Source organism: Tepidimonas aquatica (assembly GCF_007556585.1).
GTDB classification, from domain to species: Bacteria; Pseudomonadota; Gammaproteobacteria; order Burkholderiales; family Burkholderiaceae_C; genus Tepidimonas; species Tepidimonas aquatica.
The window spans coordinates 1-3,616 of sequence record NZ_VJNA01000059.1 but is presented as its reverse complement, the minus strand read 5'-3'; the positions used below and the strand labels follow the sequence as shown (position 1 = coordinate 3,616).

At 67.2% G+C, this 3,616-nt stretch carries 2 protein-coding genes and 2 pseudogenes; all 4 read left to right on the top strand.

Annotated features, from left to right (window positions below):
- Positions 1-151 precede the first annotated feature (151 nt).
- A pseudogene (locus Taqua_RS12745) lies at positions 152-802 on the top strand (ABC transporter substrate-binding protein); the annotation flags it as partial.
- A gap of 144 nt (positions 803-946) precedes the next feature.
- Entirely contained in the window at positions 947-1,756 is an 810-nt protein-coding gene (locus Taqua_RS12740) for an ABC transporter ATP-binding protein (protein WP_144326959.1), read from the top strand.
- A gap of 47 nt (positions 1,757-1,803) precedes the next feature.
- Positions 1,804-3,072, top strand: coding sequence for a phenylacetate--CoA ligase family protein (locus Taqua_RS12735; RefSeq protein ID WP_144326958.1), 1,269 nt, complete (start codon positions 1,804-1,806; stop codon positions 3,070-3,072).
- Positions 3,073-3,150: 78 nt separating this feature from the next.
- Positions 3,151-3,489, top strand: a pseudogene (locus Taqua_RS12730) (tripartite tricarboxylate transporter substrate-binding protein); the annotation flags it as partial.
- Positions 3,490-3,616: the final 127 nt, after the last annotated feature.

Genomic DNA, 3,616 nt, shown 5'->3' with positions numbered 1-3,616 from the left:
AAGGGCGTGCCCTTCTTGAGGCGAGCTTTTTTGCGCCTCATTGCGGCCGTGCGCCTCATCGGCCGGTGGCTCGCCCAGCGGCGGCCAACCGAGACCAGTGGCGCCAACCCTGCCCAGCTGCGGCTAAGGGCGGCGTGAAAATGAATTTTTCAGGGGCGACTACGTATTGCTGTGGGGCTGGGGCGTGATGAACTCGACCGCGCTGAAGGAAGCCCAAGCCGTCGGCTACCCACGCGAGAAGATGTACGGCGCGTGGTGGGCCGGCGCCGAGCCTGATGTCAAGGACGTGGGCGCCGGCGCCAAGGGCTACAACGCGGTCGCGATGCAGCACGGCGCCGAGCCCAACGCACCGTTCATCAAGGAAATCCTGAACAAGGTGCATGGCAAAGGTCAGGGAACGGGCCCGCGTGAAGAGGTGGGGTCTGTGCTGTATGTGCGCGGCGCCATGAGCGCCATGCTGTCCATCGAGGCCGTGCGCGCCGCCCAAGAGCGCTTCGGCAAAGGCCAGGTGATGACGGGTACGCAGGTGCGCTGGGGCCTGGAAAACCTCAATCTCACGCAAGCCAAGCTGGATGCGCTCGGCTTCAAGGGGGTGATGCGGCCGATCTCCACCAGCTGCCAGGACCACATGGGCTCCGCCTGGGCCCGTATCCACACCTGGGATGGCAGCAAGTGGCAATTCACCAGCGACTGGTACCAAGCGGACGAGCAGATCCTCAAGCCGATGGTGCGCGCTGCTGCCGACAAGTACGCCGCCGAGAAGAAGATCCAGCGCCGCACGCCGCAGGATTGCCAATCCTGAACGCAACCGAGCTGAGTAGCCGACTCGATGGCACGGGTCGGCCCGGCGGGGGTGAAAGGCGCCTCCGCCACTACCCGCCAGCGTCGGGGCTACGACGCTGACGCGTGGTGCCTGCGCACCCAGCCACCTTATCGAGGTCCTCCCATGACGACACCCGCCCCCGTTCTCACCGTCAACGGCATCGAGGTCATCTACAACCACGTCATCCTCGTGCTCAAGGGCGTCTCGCTGCAGCTGGCCGAAGGCCAGATCGCCGCCATCCTCGGCGGCAACGGTGCCGGCAAGACGACCACGCTGCGCGCCATCTCGAACCTCCTCAAGGGCGAGCGCGGTGAGGTCACCAAGGGCTCGATCGAGCTGCGCGGTGAGCGCATCGAAAATCTCACCCCGGCCGACCTGGTCAAACGCGGCGTAGTCCAGGTGATGGAGGGGCGCCATTGCTTTGCCCACCTCACCATCGAGGAAAACCTGCTCACCGGCGCCTACACGCGCACCGACAAGGGCGAAATCGCCGCCAACCTGGAGAAGGTCTACACCTACTTCCCGCGCCTGAAAACCCGGCGCACCAGTCAGGCCGCCTACACCTCGGGCGGCGAGCAGCAAATGTGTGCCATTGGCCGTGCGCTGATGGCCAACCCCAGCGTCGTATTGCTCGACGAGCCCTCGATGGGGCTGGCACCACAGATCGTCGAAGAAGTGTTCGAGATCGTCAAAGACCTGAACCAAAAAGAAAAGGTCAGCTTTCTGATCGCCGAGCAGAACACCAATATGGCGCTGCGCTATGCCAACTACGGCTACATCATGGAGTCCGGCCGTATCGTGATGGACGGCAAAGCCGACGATCTGCGCAACAACGAAGACGTCAAAGAGTTCTACCTGGGCATGGGGGGCGGTGAGCGCAAGAGCTTTCGCGACGTCAAGAGCTACAAGCGCCGCAAGCGCTGGCTGGCCTGACCCCCTGCTCCCGTCGAGTTCGCCCGTCGCTGCGCCGTTTGCCCGCCATGCCCGCCTACCACGATTCCCTCGAGACCCGCGCCCCCGCCGAACGCGAGGCCGCCCTCTTCGCCGCCCTGCCCGACCTGATCGCCCATGCGCGCGCGCACGGCGCTGCGTGGGCCGAACGCCTGGCCGACGTCGATCCGGCGCGCGTCACCTCGCGCGCCGAACTGGCGCGCCTGCCCGTGCTGCGCAAGCACGATCTGATGGAGCGCCAGCACGCCAGCCGCGCCGCCGGCGGCGACCCCTTCGCAGGGCTGTCCACGATCGGCTGGCGCGGGCTGCTGCAGGCACGCGGGGCGCGGCGCGTCTTCCAATCGCCCGGCCCCATTTACGAGCCCGAGGGCCAGGGCACCGACTACTGGCGCAGCGCCCGGGCACTCACCGCAGCCGGCTTCGAGGCCGGCGACCTGATCCACAACGCCTTCAGCTACCACCTGACGCCCGGCGCGTGGATCATGGAAGCCGGCGCGCAGGCGATCGGCTGCACGGTCTTCCCCGGCGGGGTGGGCAACACCGAGCAGCAGCTCGCCGCGATCATGGATCTGAAGCCGGTGGGCTACTGCGGCACGCCGAGCTTCCTGCGTATCCTCGTGGAAAAAGCCGAGGCCGCGGGCGTGCGCCTGCCCATCCGCAAGGCCCTGGTGTCCGGCGAGGCCTTCCCGCCCAGCCTGCGCGACTGGCTGGCCGAGCGCGGCATCGCGGCGTATCAGGCCTACGCGACGGCCGATGTCGGCCTGATCGCCTACGAAACCCCGGCCCGCGAGGGGCTGGTGCTGGACGAAGGGGTGATTCTGGAAATCGTGCGCCCCGGAACCGACGACCCCGTGCCCGATGGCGAGGTCGGCGAGGTGGTGGTCACGGCGCTCAACCCCGACTATCCGCTGATCCGCTTTGGCACCGGCGACCTGTCGGCCGTGCTGCCGGGGGCGTGCCCCACCGGCCGCACCAACACCCGCATCCGCGGCTGGCTCGGGCGCGCCGACCAAACCACCAAGATCAAGGGGATGTTCGTGCACCCTTCGCAGGTGGCCGAGGTGTTGCGGCGCCACCCGCAAGCGCTGCGCGCACGCCTGGTGGTCAGCGGACGCATGGCCGACGACCGCATGACCTTGCGCGTGGAAACGGCCCTCACCGACGACCACGCGCTGCGCCAAACCCTGGCCCACACCCTGCGCGAGGTGACCAAACTGCGGGGCGACGTCGAGCTGGTCGCGCCGGGCAGCCTACCCAACGACGGCAAGGTGATTGAAGACGCGCGCAGCTACGACTGAGTTGGGGTTTGCGCGGGTTGCGCGCCGTGGTGGAGGGCCTAGCATCGGGTCTACGCTTACCTATGCTGGAGACCATCGATGAACAAGACGTTGTTGTCGTTTGCCTTGGCCGTGTCGGTCAGTGCGGCCGCCCAGGCGTTTCCCACCAAGCCCATCACGTTCGTCGTGCCGTTTGCCGCCGGCGGCCCCACCGACACGGTGGCGCGCCAGCTCGCCGAGGCCATGCGCAAGCACCTCGACAACGCCACCATCGTCGTGGACAACGCGGCCGGCGCTGGCGGCACCATCGGCGCCAACAAGGTGGCCCGCGCCGCCCCCGACGGCCACACCTTGCTGGTGTGGCACATCGGCATGGCCGCCACGCCGGCGCTGTACCGCAAGCTGCCCTACAAGCCACTGGAAGACTTCGAATACCTCCGACGTCCCCCCGGTTTTGAGTAGCGCCGCGATCTGGAGTCCAATCCCCAACGACAAGGAGATTGGACGTGAAGAAGCGTTTTACCGAAGAGCAGATCATCGGCTTCCTGCGTGAGGCGGAGGCCGG